This window comes from Streptomyces sp. Tu 3180, assembly GCF_009852415.1.
GTDB lineage: Bacteria > Actinomycetota > Actinomycetes > Streptomycetales > Streptomycetaceae > Streptomyces.
Map to the genome: position 1 here is coordinate 6,365,704 of NZ_WOXS01000002.1, position 17,486 is coordinate 6,383,189.

At 69.0% G+C, this 17,486-nt stretch carries 11 protein-coding genes; 9 read left to right on the plus strand and 2 right to left on the minus strand.

The features are described from left to right. Nucleotides 1-171: 171 nt before the first annotated feature. Entirely contained in the window at nt 172-3,990 is a 3,819-nt protein-coding gene (locus GL259_RS29400) for a GH92 family glycosyl hydrolase (protein ID WP_159536307.1), read from the minus strand. A gap of 376 nt (nt 3,991-4,366) precedes the next feature. Between GL259_RS29400 and ngcE the strand changes: the two genes are divergently transcribed. From ngcE to GL259_RS29435, 7 genes are all read left to right on the plus strand, one after another. After that, nucleotides 4,367-5,824: an N-acetylglucosamine/diacetylchitobiose ABC transporter substrate-binding protein gene (gene ngcE, locus GL259_RS29405; protein ID WP_159536308.1), complete on the plus strand. Its 1,458-nt coding sequence runs from the start codon at nt 4,367-4,369 to the stop codon at nt 5,822-5,824. A 74-nt stretch (nt 5,825-5,898) separates the two neighbouring features. Then, complete coding sequence (locus GL259_RS29410; RefSeq protein WP_159536309.1) at nt 5,899-6,828, plus strand: sugar ABC transporter permease; 930 nt, start codon at nt 5,899-5,901, stop codon at nt 6,826-6,828. Between the two features lie 15 nt (nt 6,829-6,843). After that, nucleotides 6,844-7,779, plus strand: coding sequence for a carbohydrate ABC transporter permease (locus GL259_RS29415; protein WP_159536310.1), 936 nt, complete (start codon nt 6,844-6,846; stop codon nt 7,777-7,779). A 193-nt stretch (nt 7,780-7,972) separates the two neighbouring features. Further along, entirely contained in the window at nt 7,973-9,184 is a 1,212-nt protein-coding gene (locus tag GL259_RS29420; protein ID WP_159539079.1) for an ROK family transcriptional regulator, read from the plus strand. Nucleotides 9,185-9,318: 134 nt separating this feature from the next. Next, nucleotides 9,319-10,419: a sugar ABC transporter substrate-binding protein gene (locus GL259_RS29425; RefSeq protein ID WP_166461674.1), complete on the plus strand. Its 1,101-nt coding sequence runs from the start codon at nt 9,319-9,321 to the stop codon at nt 10,417-10,419. A gap of 177 nt (nt 10,420-10,596) precedes the next feature. Next, nucleotides 10,597-11,388, plus strand: coding sequence for an ATP-binding cassette domain-containing protein (locus tag GL259_RS29430; RefSeq protein ID WP_166461575.1), 792 nt, complete (start codon nt 10,597-10,599; stop codon nt 11,386-11,388). Beyond that, nucleotides 11,385-12,677 carry a sugar ABC transporter permease gene (locus GL259_RS29435; protein WP_159536313.1) on the plus strand — a complete coding sequence of 431 codons (1,293 nt, stop codon included), beginning with the start codon at nt 11,385-11,387 and terminating at the stop codon, nt 12,675-12,677. Before GL259_RS29430 ends, GL259_RS29435 begins: the two co-directional genes overlap by 4 nt. 211 nt (nt 12,678-12,888) lie before the next feature. Here the strand turns inward: GL259_RS29435 and GL259_RS29440 are convergent, their stop codons facing one another. Continuing rightward, nucleotides 12,889-13,437 carry a DoxX family protein gene (locus tag GL259_RS29440; RefSeq protein ID WP_159536314.1) on the minus strand — a complete coding sequence of 183 codons (549 nt, stop codon included), beginning with the start codon at nt 13,435-13,437 and terminating at the stop codon, nt 12,889-12,891. Nucleotides 13,438-13,839: 402 nt separating this feature from the next. On the opposite strand from GL259_RS29440, the gene dxs reads away from it, so the two are divergent. Together dxs and GL259_RS29450 are read left to right on the plus strand one after the other, a co-directional pair. Beyond that, nucleotides 13,840-15,771 carry a 1-deoxy-D-xylulose-5-phosphate synthase gene (gene dxs / locus GL259_RS29445; protein ID WP_159536315.1) on the plus strand — a complete coding sequence of 644 codons (1,932 nt, stop codon included), beginning with the start codon at nt 13,840-13,842 and terminating at the stop codon, nt 15,769-15,771. Nucleotides 15,772-15,919: 148 nt separating this feature from the next. After that, complete coding sequence (locus GL259_RS29450) at nt 15,920-17,440, plus strand: amino acid permease (RefSeq protein ID WP_159536316.1); 1,521 nt, start codon at nt 15,920-15,922, stop codon at nt 17,438-17,440. Nucleotides 17,441-17,486: the final 46 nt, after the last annotated feature.

Sequence of the window (17,486 nt, forward strand, 5' to 3'; positions counted from 1 at the left end):
ACGGCAACACCTGGCAATCGACTCAAGCACCGGCCGATGTCCTTGTATAGGTCTGGAATGGTGCTTTTCTGCCACTCCTGACGCCGGGTCACCACACGGCAGGGAATTCCCTCGGAAACCGGAGAACGGCGGGCCCGGGACGGCCCCGGACCCGCCGTTCACGTCATTCGCTCACGCCAGCAGTTCCACCTCCGCCAGCGTGTGCTCGCCGTCCAGGATCAGGCGGTAGTGCGCGTACGTCCCCGGTGCCTCCACCGAGAACGCCCGGGTCTGCCGGTCCCAGGCGAAGGAGTCGCCGGAGCGCTCGTCCAGGGTCCGCCACGTGGTGCCGTCCGAGGAACCCTGGAGCTTCCAGCCGGTCGGTGCCTTCGTGCGGTCCTTCGGCGACGTCAGGGTGTACTGGACCGCCTTGACGTCCTGCGACACCGGCAGGTCCACGGCGGTCACGTCCGCCTCCGTCGCCGACGTGTCGTCGAACAGGGCGCCCTCGCCCTTCAGCGCGTCCGCGCGGGGCGACGGCACCTCGTCGTCCTGGGTGATCGACACGGGCGCGGCGTTCCTGCCCGTGCCCCACGCCGACGGACGCGGGCCCATGTCGAACTCCAGGACCCCGCCCCGGGCGATCAGCGAGTGCGGCAGCGAAGTGGAGTTCCAGCGCTTGCCGTTGACCTTCAGGCCCTGCACGTAGACGTTCCTGGCGCTGTTCTCCGGCGCCTTGACGACCAGTTCGCGGCCGTTCTCCAGGTGCACGGTCGCCTTCTTGAACAGCGGGGAGCCGATGGCGTACTCGCCGCTGCCCATCACCAGCGGGTAGAAGCCGAGCGAGGAGAACAGGTACCAGGCCGACTGCTCGCCGTTGTCCTCGTCGCCGTGGTAGCCCTGGCCGATCTCGCTGCCGGTGTACAGGCGGGACAGCACCTCGCGCACGTTCTTCTGCGTCTTCCAGGGCTGCCCGGCCGCGTCGTACATGTACAGGGCGTGGTGGGCGACCTGGTTGGAGTGGCCGTACATGCCCATCCGGACGTCCCGCGCCTCGGTCATCTCGTGGATGACGCCGCCGTAGGAGCCGACGAACTCGGGGGAGGCCGTCTCGGGGGTGGACAGGTACTCGTCGAGCTTGTCCGCGAGGCCGTCCCGGCCGCCGTAGAGGTTGGCCAGGCCCCGGCTGTCCTGCGGGGCGGTGAAGGCGTAGCCCCAGCCGTTGGTCTCGGTGTAGTCGTGGCCCCACACCCGCGGGTCGTACTTCGAGGACTCCACCCGCCAGTCGCCCTCGGCGTTCCTGCCCTGGAAGAACCCGGCCTCGGGGTCGAAGAGGTTGACGTAGTCCTGGGCGCGGTCGAGGAAGTACGCGGACTCCTCCTTGTAGCGCTTCTCGCCCGTCTTCTCGTAGAGGGCCTCGCCCATCTTCGCGATGCCGTAGTCGTTGAGGTAGCCCTCCAGCGCCCACGACAGGCCCTCGTGGGTCTCGGTGCCGGTGTAGCCGAGGAACGGCGAGGTCGCCATGCCCTTGCGGCCCACGCCCGACGACGGCGGCACGACGGTGGCGTTCTTCACCGCCGCGTCGTACGCGGCCTCCGCGTCGAAGTCGACGCCCTTGACGTACGCGTCGGCGAACGCGACGTCCGAGGAGGTGCCGGTCATCAGGTCGGCGTAGCCGGGGGAGGACCAGCGGGAGGTCCAGCCGCCGTCCTTGTAGTGCTGCACGAACCCGTCGACCAGCTCACCGGCCTTGGACGGGGTGAGGAAGGAGTACGCCGGCCAGGTGGTGCGGTAGGTGTCCCAGAAGCCGTTGTTGACGTACACCTTGCCGTCGACGATCTTCGCGCCGGTGTGCGTCGGGGTGTCCGGCTGCGGCATCCTCGAGAACGGGGAGGCGTACTTGTACACGCCGTCGACCTTCTCGTGGCCCGCGTTCGGGTACAGGTACAGCCGGTACAGGCTGGAGTAGAGCGTGGTCAGCTGGTCCGGCGTGGCGCCCTCCACCTCGACCTTGCCGAGGATCCGGTCCCACTGGCGCTGGGCGCTCTTCCTGACCGCCTCGAAGCCGCGGTCCCCGGGGATCTCCTGGCGCAGGTTGTCCTCGGCCTGGTCGACGCTGATCAGCGAGGTGGCGATGCGCAGGGTGACCCGGCGGTCGTCGCCCGCGTCGAAGCGCAGATGGCCCTTGACGCCGCCGGCGTCGCCCCCGGTGACCTTCTTGTCGAACTCGCCGTAGACGAACATCCGGGTCGCGCCCGTGGACAGCCCGGACTTGACGTCCGAGTAGCCGGAGAAGGTGCCGTTCTCCTTGTCGAGGGTCAGGCCCGCCTGGTCGGTGACGTTGTCGAACAGCACGCTCGCGTCGTCGCCGGGGTAGGTGAAGCGCATCATCGCCGCGTGGTCCGTCGGGACCATCTCGGCCTTCAGGCCGTTCTCGAACCGCACCCCGTAGTAGTACGGCCGGGCGGTCTCGTTCTCGTGCCGGAAGGCCAGCTCGCGCGCCTCACGCCCGAGGTCGGGGGTTCCGGCGGCGGCGGACGGCATCACCTGGAAGGTCTGCCGGTCGCCCATCCAGGGGCTCGGCTCGTGGCTCGCGCTGAACGCCTGGATCGTCGGCAGGTTGTCCGCGTTGTTGCCGCGCGCGTAGTCGTACAGCCAGCTCAGCGACCCGGCGTTGGTCACCGGGGTCCAGAAGTTGAAGCCGTGGGGCACGGCGGTCGCGGGGAAGTTGTTGCCGCGGGAGAAGCCGCCGCTGGAGTTGGTGCCGCGGGTGGTCACCGCGTAGTCGGAGAGGTGGGCCTTCGGCCGCTCCGGCGCCGCCTCCTTCAGCGCCACGTCGTCCAGCCAGCCCCGGAACTTCGCCGGGCCCTCGGGGGAGTCGTACGCCACCAGGATGCGGTCGACGGTCTTGCCGGCGGCCACCGAGCCGATCCGGGAGACCACGTTGTTCCACTGGTTGACGTAGAGGACCTTCGACGCGCCCTGCCCCCGCGGGGTCAGCGGGAACCCGTGCTGGTCGGTGGCGCGCAGGTCGCTCAGACGGGTGCCGTCGGTGAAGGCGAGGTCCACGGAGACGTTGGTGGCGTCGTAGTCGAGGTCGCCGTCCGCCATCGAGGGGAAGACGCGGTACGACAACTGGGTGTTCCGGCCGACCGCCACGTCGACGTCGAACACCTTGTTGTACGAGTACGCCCGCCCGTCGGAGACGTGCCGGCCGGCGTAACGCAGGGCACGCGTTCCGGTGAACCCGGCGCCCGCCTTCGCCGTCGGCGAGCCGCTCGGGCCGCGGTCGACCAGCGAGAGCATGTCCTGCGGCACGGGTCCGTCGCTGCCGCCGGTGGAGAGCTGGACGTCGGCCAGCTGGAGTATGCCGCCGCTGTGGTTCTTCGTGAAGTCGATGCGGAAGTGCCGGTACTCGGCGGCGGCCGACGCGTCGATGTCGTAGACCTTCGTCTGGAACCGCTCGGGGAAGGACTCGCCCGAGCGGGTGTCGAGCGTCGTCCACTCCCTGCCGTCGGCGGAGCCCTTCAGGGTCCAGTCCTGCGGGTCGCGTTCGGCGTGGTCGTTGGCGGAGGTGAGGGCGTACCGGACCACCTTCACCGGCGCGTCCAGGTCGAACTCCACCCAGCCCGTGGACGCGAACGCCAGCCACTTGGTGCTCGGCTCGCCGTCGACGAGGTTCTCCTTCACCTCCCCGCCGCCGGTGTTCTCCGCGCTGGCGCGGACGTCCGTGACGTGGTCGGTGACACTGCCCGGAATGCCGGTGCTGTACCCGCCGTCGACGCCCGAGGCGAGCTTGCCGCCGCCCGGTGCGGTGTCGACGGTGTTCAACCAGTCCGGAGCGGGGTCCCCGGACTCGAACGACGAGGCGAACCCGCGGTCCGCCTTCGGCGGCGCCTGGGGCAGCGCCACCGCGACGCCCTGTGAGCCCGCGGTCAAAGCGAAGGCGGTCGCCGCGACGACCGCCGTCCCCCATCCGTGCCGGGGTCTGTGCCGAACTCCGTGCTGCATGCGCGAGCACCCTCCCTGCGCTGGACAACGTTGTCAATCGTGATGCGCAAGGACTAGTAGTGCGTCAAGTGGCCCGTGGTGTCAAGGGGGTTGAATGTGGCATTCACGCCCGCAGGCAAGGATTTTTCCGCCGGAGGACGCGGCGGTCGCACATATTTCCGCGAGGTCTCAACTCGGAAAAGACCGAAGGGGAACCTTGTATTCGATCTTGCTCCGTCGGCGTGAAGTGGACTATACCTGTCGGCACTCCGGGGCATCTTCACAGCACCCGACCATGTACCAGCCGCACTTCCTGCACGACCCAGCTTGACCCGAACGCGGTGCCGGGAAGGATCCGGTTCACCGCCTGAGTCCTGGAGAAGGCGAGGACTTGAGCATGGGATCCACTTCCGCCGAGAACACCGGCACCGGAGGCCACCGCACGACCGGCGTCGGCCGCCGCGATCTGATCAAGCGGTCCGCCGCACTCGGCCTGATTTCCGTACCGACGATGAGCTTCCTGTCCGCGTGCGCCAGCGGGGGCGGGGACGGCGACTCCGGGGAGAACGAGGGCAAGACGTCCGAGTCCAACCCGTTCGGGGTCAAGGAAGGCAGCAAACTCGACGTCGTCATTTTCAAGGGCGGCTACGGGGACGACTACGCCAAGGCGTGGGAGGCCGCCTTCAAGAAGAAGTGGGGCGTGACCTCCGTCCACACCGGCACCCAGGAGATCACCGGCAAGCTCCAGCCCCGGTTCAACGCGGGCAACCCGCCGGACATCGTGGACGACTCCGGTGCCCAGCAGATCCCGATCGACGTGCTGCACAAGAACGGCCAGCTGCTCGACCTCGCCGAGGTGCTGGACGCCCCGTCGATCGACGACCCGGGCAAGAAGGTCCGCGACATGCTCATCCCGGGCACGCTCGACGCGGGCATGCAGGAGGGCAAGGTCGTCGCCCTCAACTACATCTACACGGTGTGGGGCCTGTGGTACTCCGGCAAGCTCTTCCAGGAGAAGGGCTGGGAGGCGCCCCGGACCTGGGACGACTTCCTCGCCATCTGCAAGGACGCCAAGTCCCAGGGCATCGGCGGCCTCGCCCACCAGGGCAAGTACCCGTACTACATCAACGTCGCCATCATGGACCTGATCGCCAAGAAGGGCGGCCTGGACGCCATGAAGGCGATCGACAACCTCGACCCCAAGGCGTTCGTCGGCTCCGACGCCGCCAAGGAGGCCGTCGAGGCCGTCTACGAGGTCGTCGAGAAGGGCTATCTGATGCCCGGTACGAACGGCCTGACCCACAACGAGTCGCAGACCCGCTGGAACCAGTACAAGGCCGCGTTCATCACCAGCGGCTCCTGGCTGGAGAACGAGCAGCTCAAGCAGACGCCGGCGGACTTCGACATGAAGTTCCTGCCGATGCCGCTGCTGCCCGGCAGCGCACTGCCCTTCGAGGCGATCCGGGCCGGTTCCGGCGAGCCGTTCATCATCCCGTCCAAGGCCAGGAACCTGCCCGCGGCCAAGGAGTTCATGCGGATGATGCTCTCCAAGGAATGGTCGACCACCTTCGCCAAGGAGGCGAACTCGCTGACCATCCTCAAGGACGGCGTCGACCCGGACGTCCGGCTGAGGCCGGGCACCCAGTCCACCGTCGAGGCCTCCAAGGCGGCCGGCGACAACACCTTCCGCTACCTGTACACCGAGTGGTACAGCGAGATGGGCACCGCCATCGAGAACGCCTCCAACGAGCTGATGGCCAAGCGCATTCAGCCGAACGAGTGGCTGAAGCGGGCCCAGGCCGCGGTCGACAAGCAGGCCAAGGACCCGGCCTCCAAGAAGAACCGCCGCGACTGATCTCGCTCGACCGACCGGATTCCGGGCCGGGGCATTCCCCGGCCCGGAACGGGGACACCAGGAGCAGGAACGTCATGCGCAAAGGGCAGCACCGGTTCGTCGCGGGATTCCTCCTCTTTCCCGTGGCGCTCTACCTGATCTTCGTGATCTGGCCGTACGTCCAGACGTTCGGTTATTCACTGACCGACTGGAAGGGCCAGTCGCAGACCTTCGAGTTCGTCGGACTGGACAACTACGCCAAGTTGTTCGAGGACGACATCTTCATGGGAGCCATCTGGCACAACATCCTGTTCCTGGTGTTCATCCCGGTGATCACCATTCTGCTCGCGCTGTTCTTCGCCTTCATGCTGAACGCGGGCGGACGCGGACGTTCCGGAGGCGTCTCGGGGGTCGCCGGATCGAAGTACTACCGGGTCGTCTATTTCTTCCCGCAGGTGCTGTCCCTGGCCATCATGGCGGTGCTCTTCGGAGCGGTGTACCGCAGTGACAGCGGCGGCATGCTCAACGGCGTCCTGGTCGGACTCGGGCTGGTCGACGAGAACGACCCCGTGGAATGGCTCAACGAGCCGAACTTCGTGCTGTGGGCGCTGATCGCGGTCGTCGTCTGGCACGGCGTCGGCTTCTACCTGGTGCTGTTCTCGGCCGCCATGCAGTCCATCCCCCGGGACATCTACGAGGCCGCGCTGATCGACGGCGCCGGCCGCGCCCAGTCCTTCTTCCGCATCACCCTGCCGCTGCTGTGGGACTCCGTGCAGACCGCGTGGGTCTACCTCGGCATCGCGGCGATGGACATGTTCATCCTGGTGTCGACCATGACCGCCGGGGACTACGGCGGTGGCCCCGACCACCACAGCGAGGTCATGTCCACCGTGATGATGCGCAACTTCCTGCTGTACGGCAGGAGCGGCTACGCCTGCGCCATGGGCGTGGTCATGCTGCTCCTGACCCTGATCGTGTCCGTGGTCATGCTGCGCGCCACCCGTCGTGAGCGCATCGAGTTCTGAGGCGGAGTAACGACGATGAGCGCACCCCTCAAGGAGACCGCCCCCACGGGGGACCCCACCCCGCCCCCGCCGCCGGCGGGCAGGACGTCCGTCCGCCCCGGCGACCGGCGCGGCGAAGGCGTCGTGCTGAACGTCTTCTCGCACGGCTTCCTCGCCCTGTGGGCGGTGCTGATCGTGCTGCCGCTGGTGTGGCTGGTGCTCAGCTCCTTCAAGACCGACGCCCAGATCGGCGGCTCGGCCTTCGGCTGGCCGCAGAACTGGGACCTGGACGTCTTCTCCCGCGCCTGGGAGAAGGGCATCGGGGACTACTTCCTCAACACCGTCGTCGTGCTGGTCTTCTCCGTGCCGCTGACCATGCTGCTCGGCTCGATGGCGGCCTACGTGCTGGCCCGGTACGAGTTCTGGGGCAACCGGTTCCTGTACTACTTCTTCGTCGCCGGCGCGATGTTCCCCGTGTTCCTCGCGCTGGTGCCGCTGTTCTTCATGGTCAAACGGCTGGACATGCTGAACACCTACCAGGGTCTGGTCCTGGTGTACGTCGCCTACTCGATGCCGTTCACCGTGTTCTTCATGCACGCCTTCTTCCGGACCCTGCCCACGGCGGTCTTCGAGGCGGCCGTCCTCGACGGGGCCTCGCACACCCGGACCTTCTTCCAGGTGATGCTGCCGATGGCGAAGCCCGGCCTGCTGAGCGTCGGCATCTTCAACACGCTGGGCCAGTGGAACCAGTACATCCTGCCGACCGTGCTGATGCAGCCGCAAAGCGGTGACGACCCGGAACGCTACGTGCTGACCCAGGGTCTCATCCAGCTCCAGCAGCAGCAGGGGTACGCCTCCGACCTGCCGGTGCTCTTCGCGGGTGTGACGATCGCCATGGTGCCCATGCTGGTCGTGTACCTGTCCTTCCAGCGCCAGGTCCAGGCGGGCCTCACCTCGGCCACCTTGAAGTAACCCTCCGGAAGCGCTCCCACGCGCGCCGCTCCCGTTCCCGGGGGCGGCGTCCGTGCATGTGTCCGTGCACTCGGATGCACCCGGAAACGGTTCAACCTCTTGACGGGAGGCAACCCGAACAGCTCAGCTTAGAGTTCACTAGTTGGACATGAGCGGGGTCTCGCCGAAGCGGCTCCGCGCGCAGGAGGTCGTCGTGGAGACTCCGGGGTCGCAGTCGTCGCTGCACCGAGCCAACCTGGAGCGGGTCGTCCGAGCAGTACGTCTTGCGGGTTCCCTCACCCAGGCCGAGATCGCGAGGACGACGGGCCTGTCCGCGGCGACGGTCTCCAACATCGTCCGGGAACTGAAGGACGGCGGAACGGTCGAGGTCACGCCCACGTCGGCGGGCGGACGCCGGGCTCGCAGCGTCTCGCTGAGCGGGGACGCCGGCATCGTCATCGGCGTCGACTTCGGGCACACGCATTTGCGGGTCGCGGTCGGGAACCTCGCCCACCAGGTGCTGGCCGAGGAGTCCGAGCCGCTGGACGTGGACGCCTCCTCGACGCAGGGCTTCGACCGGGCGGAACAACTGGTCAACCGGCTGATCGAGGCGACCGGCGTGGACCGGGCCAAGGTCGCCGGAGTGGGCCTCGGCGTGCCCGGGCCGATCGACGTGGAGTCCGGGACCCTCGGCTCGACCGCGATCCTGCCCGGCTGGACCGGCACCAGACCCGCCGAGGAACTGCGGGGGCGGCTCGGCGTGCCGGTGCACGTGGACAACGACGCCAATCTCGGCGCGCTCGGCGAGATGGTCTGGGGCAGCGGCCGCGGCGTGCGCGACCTGGCGTACATCAAGGTCGCCAGCGGTGTCGGCGCGGGCCTGGTGATCAGCGGGAAGATCTATCGCGGTCCCGGCGGCACAGCGGGAGAAATCGGGCATATTACACTCGATGAATCCGGCCCCGTCTGCCGCTGCGGCAACCGAGGCTGCCTGGAGACCTTCACGGCCGCGCGCTACGTGCTGCCGCTGCTCCAGCCCAGTCACGGCACCGATCTGACGATGGAGGGCGTCGTGCGGCTGGCGCGGGACGGTGACCCGGGCTGCCGTCGGGTGATCGCCGACGTCGGCCGCCACATCGGCATGGGGGTCGCCAATCTGTGCAACCTGCTGAACCCGAGCCGGGTGGTCCTGGGCGGTGATCTCGCCGAGGCCGGCGAGCTGGTGCTCGGGCCGATCAGGGAGTCCGTCGGCCGCTACGCGATCCCCAGCGCGGCGCGCCAACTGTCCGTTCTTCCCGGGGCACTTGGAGGTCGTGCGGAGGTGCTCGGAGCACTCGCCCTCGCCCTCAGCGAGATGGGTGATTCGACCCTTTTGGACGGCACCGCGACCGGATCGCTCGCAGTGGCGGCCCCTGCCTTCACTTAGAGAACGGATGGCACCGTTGCCATCTCGTTAAGGATTTACTTCTTGACGTCGTACGTGTGGCCGAGTTGACTTCCAGCCACCTCGGCCGCAACGACGCGGCCTCGTCAGGGAGGTTTCTGGAAGTGAACACGCGTATGCGTCGTGCCGCCGTCGCCATCGCAGCCGGTGCGATGGCCGTCTCGCTCGCTGCCTGCGGCAGCGCCAAGGAGTCGGGCGACAAGAAGGACTCCGGCGACTCCGCCGCCAAGGGCGACAACATCAAGGTCGGTCTGCTCCTGCCGGAGAACCAGACCGCGCGGTACGAGAAGTTCGACAAGCCCTTGATCGAGAAGAAGGTCAAGGAGCTCACGAACAACAAGGGCGAGGTCGTCTACGCCAACGCCAAGCAGGACGCCAGCCTGCAGAACCAGCAGGTCGACACGATGGTGACCAACAAGGTCGACGTGCTGATCGTGGACGCGGTGGACTCCAAGGCCATCGCCGGCTCGGTCAAGAAGGCCAAGGACGCCGGCATCCCGGTCGTCGCCTACGACCGCCTGGCCGAGGGTCCGATCGACGCCTACACCTCGTTCGACAACGTGACCGTGGGCAAGACGCAGGGCGAGGCCCTGCTGGAGGCGCTGGGCGACAAGGCCGAGGACGGCCAGATCGTCATGATGAACGGGTCCGCCACCGACCCGAACGCCGCCCAGTTCAAGGAGGGCGCCCACTCCGTCCTCGACGGCAAGGTGAAGATCGGCCGCGAGTACGACACCAAGGAGTGGAAGCCGGAGAACGCCAACGCCAACATGGAGGGCGCCATCTCCGCCCTCGGCAAGAAGAAGATCGTCGGCGTCTACTCCGCCAACGACGGCATGGCGGGCGGCATCATCACCGCCCTCAAGGCCGCCGGCATCGACGACATCCCGGTCACCGGCCAGGACGCCGAACTCGCGGGTGTGCAGCGCATCGTCACCGGTGAGCAGTACATGAGCGTCTACAAGCCGTACCCGCAGGAGGCCGACGTCGCCGCGGAGATGGCCGTCGCGCTCGCCCAGGGCAAGTCGCTGGACTCCATCGCCAAGGACAAGGTCGACAGCCCCACCAACAAGGGCATCCCGTCGGTCCTGGTCCCGGTCGTGTCGCTGACCCAGGAGAACATCAACGACACCGTGATCAAGGACGGCATCTACACCGTCCAGGAGATCTGCACGGGCAAGTACAAGGCCGCCTGCGACAAGATCGGTCTGAAGTAAGCAGTCCCCGAGTCCCGTGAGACACGCGGGAGTCCGTGACCGGACTCCCGCCCGGGACGACTGCCACGCGCTCCGCCGGCGCCCCGCACACACCAGCCCCGCAAGCTACGCGGGGCGCCGGACGGAACACCCCCCAAACTTCTGCACAACCTCCCGCCGGGTCAGGCGGCGAAGGAGATGGTTCACGTGTCCGCTACGCCCGTGCTGGCGTTGCGCGGGGTCTCCAAGCGATTCGGTGCCGTCCAGGCGCTCACCGACGTAGAGCTTGAGGTCCACGCCGGTGAGGTGGTCGCCCTGGTCGGCGACAACGGCGCCGGAAAGTCCACGCTGGTCAAGACGATCGCCGGCGTGCACCCCATCGATGAGGGGTCCATCGAGTGGGACGGCAAGGCCGTCACCATCAACAAGCCGCACGACGCCCAGAACCTGGGCATCGCGACGGTCTACCAGGACCTCGCGCTGTGCGACAACATCGACGTCGTCGGCAACCTCTACCTGGGCCGGGAGCTGCGCAAGCGCGGCGTCCTGGACGAGGTGGAGATGGAGCGCCGCTCCCGCGAGCTCCTCGACACCCTCTCGATCCGCATCCCGAGCGTCCGGATCCCGATCGCCTCCCTCTCCGGCGGTCAGCGCCAGGTCGTGGCCATCGCCCGGTCCATGCTCGGCGAGCCCAAGCTGGTGATCCTCGACGAGCCCACCGCCGCCCTCGGCGTCGAGCAGACCGCGCAGGTCCTCGACCTGGTCGAGCGGCTGCGCGAGCGCGGTCACGCGGTCATCCTCATCAGCCACAACATGGCCGATGTGAAGGCCGTGGCGGACAAGGTCGCCGTGCTGCGCCTCGGGCGCAACAACGGCGTGTTCGAGGTCAAGTCGACCTCGCAGGAAGAGATCATCTCCGCCATCACGGGCGCCACGGACAACGCCGTGACCCGTCGTGCGGCGCGCACCAATGGGGAGAGCGCGAAGTGAGCACCGAAAAGACCAAGACGCCGGTCGAGGACCACGCCGTGGAGAACCCCGAGGCGGCCGCCGCGGCGGTCCCGGTCGTCGACCCCCGGCTGCTGGTGCGCGAGCAGGGCTTCGCGGGCTACGTCAGCGAGTTCAAGCGAAAGCTGAAGTCCGGTGACCTGGGCTCCATCCCCGTCGTCATCGGCCTGCTGGTCATCTGGGCCATCTTCACCGGCCTGAACCCCAACTTCCTCACCGCCGGAAACTTCTCCGACATGTCCGTCGCCATGGTCGGCACGGGCATGATCGCCGTCGGTATCGTCTTCGTCCTGCTGCTCGGCGAGATCGACCTGTCGGTCGGCTCGGTCAGCGGTGTCGCGGGCGCCACCTTCGCGGTGCTGAGCGTCACCAACGGCATGAACGAGTGGCTCGCCTTCGTGCTGGCCATCCTCACCGGCACGGTGGCCGGCGCGGTCCACGGATTCTTCTTCGCCAAGGTCGGCGTCCCGGCGTTCGCCGTCACCCTGGCCGGCCTGCTGTTCTGGAACGGCTTCATGCTCCAGATCCTGGGCGACAACGGCACCATCAACCTCGACTCCGAGGGCGTGGTCGCCAAGCTGACCAGCTACTACTTCTCCGACGTGGCCGCCGCCTACGGCCTGGCGATCGTCGTGACGGCGGCGTACTTCCTCACCGCCTTCTTCGACAACCGCCGCCGTGAGGCCGCCGGTGTGCCGTCCCGGCCGCTGAACGAGATCATCGTGCGGACGGTGCTGCTGGCCGTCCTGGCGTTCGCCGTCGCGATCGTCTTCAACCAGTACAAGGGCCTGCCGCTGGCCGTGGTGATCTTCCTCGCGGTCCTGCTGCTCACGGACTTCGTGCTGCGCCGCACCGCCTACGGCCGCAAGATCTTCGCCCTGGGCGGCAGCGTCGAGGCGTCCCGCCGCGCCGGCATCAACGTGGAGATGGTCCGGATCTCGGTCTTCGCGATCGCCGGTACCTTCGCCGCGGTCGGCGGCCTGTTCATCGCCTCGAAGATCGCCTCCGCCAACCAGGGCGCCGGCGGCGGTGACCTGCTGATGAACGCCATCGCCGCCGCGGTGATCGGTGGCACGTCCCTCTTCGGCGGCCGCGGCCGCACGTGGAACGCGCTGCTCGGTGTGATGGTCATCGTCTCGATCCAGTACGGCCTCGCGCTGGAGGGCATCGCCTCCCCGGTGCAGTACATGATCACCGGTGGCGTGCTGCTGGCGACGGTCGTCATCGACGCGGTCACCCGCAAGACGCAGAAGACGGCCGGCCGCGCCTAGCCGCGCCGTCCCGGGACGCCGGTGACGCGCGTGCCGGGCATCTGAACGGACGAGGGCCTCCTGAGGCCGGTGTGGATCGTGGATCCACCGCCGGCCGAGGGAGGCCCTCGCCGTTTCCCCGTGCCGCCCCGCCGGCCCCGGCGGGGCGCGACGGAGTCCTGCGCGGCGGGGCGGTCACGCGGGCCGGCCCGGCGCCGCCCGCGCCGCGGCGTCAGGTGCGGACGAGCAGGACGACGCCGGCGGCCACGACGCCGACGGCGACGGCGACGGCGCCGTGCGTGAGCCGGTGGACCCGCAGCGCGGGCAGGAAGCGGTCGACGGCGAGCCCGCCGGGACCGGTGAGGGTCAGTCCGGCCGCGACGACGGCCAGCAGGAGTTCGTACTCGACGCCGTCGGGGGCGAAGAAGCCGCCGCCCCACTTGACGGCCATCGCGTTGATCATGGTGCCGAGGACGGCGGCGCCGGCGAGCGGTGTGAGCAGGCCCAGGACGAGGGCGAGTCCGCCCAGGGTCTCGGTGAGGCCGGCGACCAGCGCCATGGCCCCGCCCGAGGGGTATCCGACCGCCGTGAAGAACTGCTCCGTGCCCTCGAGCCCGCCGCCGCCGAACCAGCCGAACAGCTTCTGCGTGCCGTGCGCGGCCATGGTCAGTCCGAGGACCACGCGCAGGACCAGCAGTCCTGCGTCGTGGTGTGCGTGCGGGGCGGAGCCCGCGACGCCGACGGCCGGGGAGGAGCCGGTGCGGTCGAGCGTGGAAGTCATCAGACGGGTGCCCTTCTGGACGGAGGAATCGAATATTGAACTTTCAAGTTCACATCGACACTAACCGATGCGTGAAACTTCAACAACATTGGGCCCGTGTGCCGCCGCGCGGTCACCGCACCGAGCCGGGCTCGCCGCCGCACCGGCCGGACCCCGCCGAAGGGCGTCGCGGAAGGCCGGGGAAGGCCCGGGGGGGAGGGGTGAATCCCGCGCGCGGCCCGGCGGGCGCGGGGGTGCCGGGCACGGTTTTGCCGCGGGGAACCTGTCGTGGGGCGGGCGCATCCCGGGTACTGCCCCACGCGTGACGCACGACGCACCGCCCGGGCGTCGCCCGCAGGAGCGGAACATTAGACTCGACGAGCCCGGCAACAGCTCGATCAGCTCTACTGCAAGGAGGCACGGGTGCCGCTGCTGACCCGCATCAGGGGACCGCGCGATCTGGACCGGCTCAGCCCGGAGGAGCTCGACCAGCTGGCCGGGGAGATCCGGGCCTTCCTCGTCGACGCGGTCTCCAAGACCGGCGGCCACCTCGGCCCCAACCTCGGTGTGGTGGAGCTCACCATCGCCCTGCACCGGGTCTTCGAGTCCCCCAAGGACAAGGTCCTGTGGGACACCGGCCACCAGTCCTACGTGCACAAGCTGCTGACCGGCCGGCAGGACTTCTCCAGGCTGAAGATGAAGGGCGGCCTGTCCGGCTACCCCTCGCAGGCCGAGTCCGAGCACGACGTCATCGAGAACAGCCACGCCTCCACCGTCCTCGGCTGGGCCGACGGCATCGCCAAGGCCAACCAGCTGAAGAAACGCGACAGCCACGTCGTCGCGGTGATCGGCGACGGCGCGCTGACCGGCGGCATGGCCTGGGAGGCGCTGAACAACATCGCCGACGCCAAGGACCGCCCGCTCGTCATCGTCGTCAACGACAACGAGCGCTCCTACGCCCCCACCATCGGCGGCCTCGCCAACCACCTGGCGACCCTGCGCACCACCGACGGCTACGAGCGCTTCCTGGCCCGCACCAGGGACCTCCTGGAGCGCACCCCGGTCGTCGGCCGCCCCCTCTACGACACCCTGCACGGTGCCAAGAAGGGCCTGAAGGACTTCATCGCCCCGCAGGGCATGTTCGAGGACCTCGGCCTGAAGTACGTCGGCCCCATCGACGGCCACGACATCGAGGCCCTGGAGTCCGCCCTGGCCCGCGCCAAGCGCTTCGGCGGCCCGGTGATCGTGCACTGCCTCACCGAGAAGGGCCGCGGCTACCAGCCCGCCCTGGCGGACGAGGCCGACCGCTTCCACGCCGTCGGCAAGATCCACCCCGACACGGGCCTGCCGATCGCCTCCTCCGGCGCCGACTGGACCTCCGTCTTCGGCGACGAGATGGTCGCGCTCGGCGAGGAGCGCGAGGACATCGTCGCCATCACCGCCGCCATGCTCCAGCCGGTCGGCCTCGACAAGTTCGCCAAGCGCTTCCCCGAGCGGGTCTACGACGTCGGCATCGCCGAGCAGCACGGCGCCGTCTCCGCGGCGGGCCTCGCCCACGCCGGCGTGCACCCCGTCTTCGCCGTGTACGCCACCTTCCTCAACCGCGCCTTCGACCAGGTCCTGATGGACGTGGCCCTGCACAAGTGCGGCGTGACGTTCGTCCTGGACCGGGCCGGCATCACCGGTACCGACGGCGCCTCCCACAACGGCATGTGGGACATGTCGATCCTCCAGGTCGTCCCCGGGCTGCGGCTGGCCGCCCCGCGCGACGCCGACCAGGTCCGCGCCCAGCTGCGCGAGGCCGTCGCCGTGGAGGACGCCCCGACCGTGGTGCGCTTCTCCAAGGGCGCCGTCGGCCCCGCCGTGCCCGCCGTGGGCCGCGTCGGCGGCATGGACGTGCTGCGCGAGCCCGGCACCGACACCCCGGACGTGCTCCTGGTCTCCGTGGGCGCGCTCGCCCCGATGTGCCTGGAGATCGCCGCCCTCCTCGACCGGCAGGGCATCTCCACCACCGTGGTCGACCCCCGCTGGGTCAAGCCCGTCGACGAGGCCATGGCCCCGCTCGCCGGGAAGCACCGCGTCGTGGTCACCGTCGAGGACAACTCCCGGGTCGGCGGTGTCGGCTCCGCGATCGCCCAGACCCTGCGCGACGCCGGCGTCGACGTGCCGCTGCGCGACTTCGGCATCCCGCCGCGCTTCCTCGACCACGCCTCCCGCGCCGAGGTCATGGCCGAGATCGGGCTGACCGCCCCCGACATCGCCCGCCAGGTCACCGGACTGGTGGCCAAGCTCGACGGCCGGTACGAGCGCTCCGCCGCCGAGGCGGTCGACTCGGTGGAGCCGGCCCGCGACTGATCCGCCACCACGCGTCGCCCGGACGGGCCGCCCGTGCCACTGTGAAGAGTGGCACGGGCGGCCCGTCCGCGTGAAGGCGCCCGCGCCGGGGCATACGCCCTACGCCCCCTCTCGATCATGTCGAGGACGACAAGCGTGGGAGGTACCCGTGACAAGCCCCCTCTTCCGGACGAAGAAGGTCGAGCAGTCCATCCTCGACACCGAGGAGCCAGAGCACGCGCTCAAGAAAACCTTGTCCGCGCTGGATCTGACCGTCTTCGGCGTCGGCGTCATCATCGGCACCGGCATCTTCGTCCTCACCGGTACGGTCGCCAAGAACAACGCCGGTCCGGCCGTGGCCCTGTCCTTCATGGTGGCCGGTGTCGTCTGCGCGCTCGCCGCGCTCTGCTACGCCGAGTTCGCCTCCACCGTCCCGGTGGCGGGCTCCGCCTACACCTTCTCGTACGCGTCCCTCGGCGAGCTGCCCGCGTGGATCATCGGCTGGGACCTGGTCCTGGAGTTCGCGCTCGGCACGGCGGTGGTGGCCGTCGGCTGGTCCGGCTACATCCAGTCGCTGATGGGCAACGCGGGCTGGGAGATGCCCGCCGCGCTGGGCAGCCGGCAGGGCGCCGACGGCTTCGGGTTCGACATCCTCGCCGCCGTCCTGGTGCTGGTCCTCACCGCCATCCTCGTCCTCGGCATGAAGCTGTCCGCCCGGGTCACCTCGGTCGTCGTCGCGATCAAGGTGACCGTCGTGCTCGTCGTGATCATCGCGGGCGCCTTCTTCATCACCGCCGACAACTACGACCCGTTCGTGCCGGAGGCGCAGCCGGTGGACGCGGGCCGGAGCCTGGACGCGCCGCTGATCCAGCTGCTGTTCGGCTGGGCCCCGTCCAACTTCGGCGTGATGGGCATCTTCACCGCGGCCTCGGTCGTCTTCTTCGCCTTCATCGGCTTCGACATCGTCGCCACGGCCGCCGAGGAGACCAAGAACCCGCAGCGCGACATGCCCCGCGGCATCCTCGGCTCCCTGTTCATCTGCACCGCCCTCTACGTCCTGGTGTCGATCGTCGTCACCGGTATGCAGCACTACAGCGAGCTGAGCGTGGACGCCCCGCTCGCGGACGCGTTCAAGGCCACCGGGCATCCCTGGTTCGCGGGCTTCATCAGCTTCGGCGCCGCCGTCGGCCTGACGACCGTCTGCATGATCCTGCTGCTCGGCCAGACCCGGGTCTTCTTCGCGATGAGCCGCGACGGGCTGCTGCCCCGGTTCTTCTCCCGGGTCCACCCCCGGTTCAAGACCCCGCACCGCCCGACCATCCTGCTCGGTGTGGTCATCGCGGTCCTCGCGGGCTTCACCCCGCTGGAGGAACTCGCCGCGCTGGTGAACATCGGCACCCTGTTCGCCTTCGTGGTCGTCGCCATCAGCGTGATCATCCTCCGCAGGACCCGCCCCGACCTGCACCGCTCCTTCCGCACCCCCTGGGTGCCGTTCCTGCCGATCCTGTCGGTCGCCGCCTCGCTGTGGCTGATGCTGAACCTGCCCGCCGAGACCTGGGTCCGGTTCGCCATCTGGATGGCCGTCGGCTTCGTCGTCTACTTCCTCTACAGCCGGGGCCACAGCCGCCTGGCCCGCGGCGAGGAGACGAGGCCCGAGGACGTCATGAAACCGGGTCCGGACTCCCGCTGAGCCCCACGGCCCCGGCACCGGCCCCGTGCGTCCCGCTCCGGCGAGG